The organism is Rhizobium quercicola (genome assembly GCF_021168455.1).
Lineage (GTDB): Bacteria > Pseudomonadota > Alphaproteobacteria > Rhizobiales > Rhizobiaceae > Ferranicluibacter > Ferranicluibacter quercicola.
The window spans coordinates 1-1,689 of record NZ_JAJOZR010000031.1; the positions used below are offsets into that span (position 1 = coordinate 1).

The 1,689-nt window shown below is 62.5% G+C and carries 1 protein-coding gene and 1 pseudogene; both read left to right on the forward strand.

Annotated elements, in window-relative coordinates; translation table 11 throughout:
* Positions 1 to 9: 9 nt before the first annotated feature.
* Positions 10 to 177 (forward strand): IS66 family insertion sequence element accessory protein TnpB, encoded by a 168-nt coding sequence (gene tnpB / locus LRX75_RS23515; protein WP_420851264.1) that lies wholly within the window; start codon positions 10 to 12, stop codon positions 175 to 177.
* A 71-nt stretch (positions 178 to 248) separates the two neighbouring features.
* Positions 249 to 1,689, forward strand: a pseudogene (gene tnpC, locus LRX75_RS23210) (IS66 family transposase); the annotation flags it as partial.

Consider the following 1,689-nt stretch of genomic DNA (forward strand, 5'->3'; position numbering starts at 1 on the left):
GGCAGCGGCGTGTGCCTGGTCGCCAAACGACTTGAGGATGGCGAGTTCCATTGGCCTCGAATGCAGGACGGCGCGATGCATCTGACATCCGCCCAGTTCTCGGCTCTGTTCGAAGGATTGGACTGGAAACGCGTGGCAGCGCCGAGCCAAACGCGCACGCCTGTTAAGGCCGGATGACGGCCGCGACCAATTGAATCAGCCGCATTCAACCTCTCGTTCCGAGCGGCAAAATATGCTGTTCTCAACCTATGACGATGACGGCAGACGAGCTTCCGGATGACCTGAACGCGCTGAAAGCCATGGTGCTTTCGCGTGAGGCGGAGAATGCCCGCCTGCGTCAGATCATCAAGGAATTGCAGCGCCACCGCTTCGGCCGCCGTGCCGAGACCCTTCCCGAAGACCAGCTTCTGCTGGGGCTTGAAGAGGCCGAGCAGGTCGAGGCCGCCGGGCTGGAAGAGAAGGAGCAGGCGTCGAATGCTCTTCACCAGTCGCAAGTCGCTAAACGGCGCACGAACCGGGGTTCGCTGCCAGCACACCTGCCGCGCATCGAGGTCGTGGTCGATATCGATGACCATGCCTGCCCGTGCTGCCACAATGACCTGCACCGGATCGGCGAGGATGTCAGCGAGAAGCTCGACATTGTGCCCGCCCAGTTCCGCGTGCTGGTGGTGCGCCGCCCAAAGTATGCCTGCCGGGCCTGCGAGGAGGTCGTTGTCCAAGCTCCGGCCCCGGCAAGATTGATCGAAGGTGGCATTCCGACCGAGGCTACCGTCGCCCAGGTGCTGGTCTCCAAATATGCTGACCACTTGCCACTTTATCGCCAGGCGCAAATCTACAAGCGTCAGGGCATCGACCTCGACCGTTCGACGCTCGCCGATTGGGTCGGTCGTGCCGCCTGGCATCTTCGCCCCGTTCATCAGCTGTTGCTTGATCATTTGAAGTCGTCGTCCAAGCTCTTCGCCGACGAGACGACAGCACCCGTGCTCGATCCGGGGCGCGGCAAGACCAAGACCGGACAGCTTTGGGCCTATGCACGAGATGACCGGCCGTGGCAGGGCGATGACCCACCCGGCGTCGCCTATGTCTACGCGCCGGATCGCAAAGGCGAACGGCCGATGGCCCATCTCGACGGCTTCGTCGGCATCCTGCAGGTCGACGGCTACAGTGGATATCGCCCGCTCGCGGCAAAGAATACCGTGTCGCTGGCATTCTGCTGGTCCCATGTTCGACGCCGCTTCTATGAGCTGGCTGCTGCCGGCCCGGCACCCATCGCCAGCGAGGCGCTCCGACGCATCGGCGAACTTTACAGGATCGAAGACGAGATACGTGGCCGGACCCACGAGGAGCGTAGCGCCACGCGCCAACAAAAGAGCCGCCCCATCATCGACAGCCTCGCTCCCTGGCTGCGTGAACAACTCGGCCACATAAGCCAGAAGACAAAGCTCGCCGAAGCAATCCGCTATGCCCTGTCACGCTGGGACGGCTTGACCCGCTTCATCGACGACGGGCGGATCGAGATCTCGGCGCAATGCGCAGCATTGTCGCAACTCCAACACCGTCGAGCGATCCATCAGGCCAATTGCCCTCAATCGCAAGAATGCGCTCTTCGCAGGCTCCGACGCCGGGGCCGAACACTGGGCGACCATCGCCTCGCTGATCGAGACTGCCAAGCTCAACAATGTCGAGCCG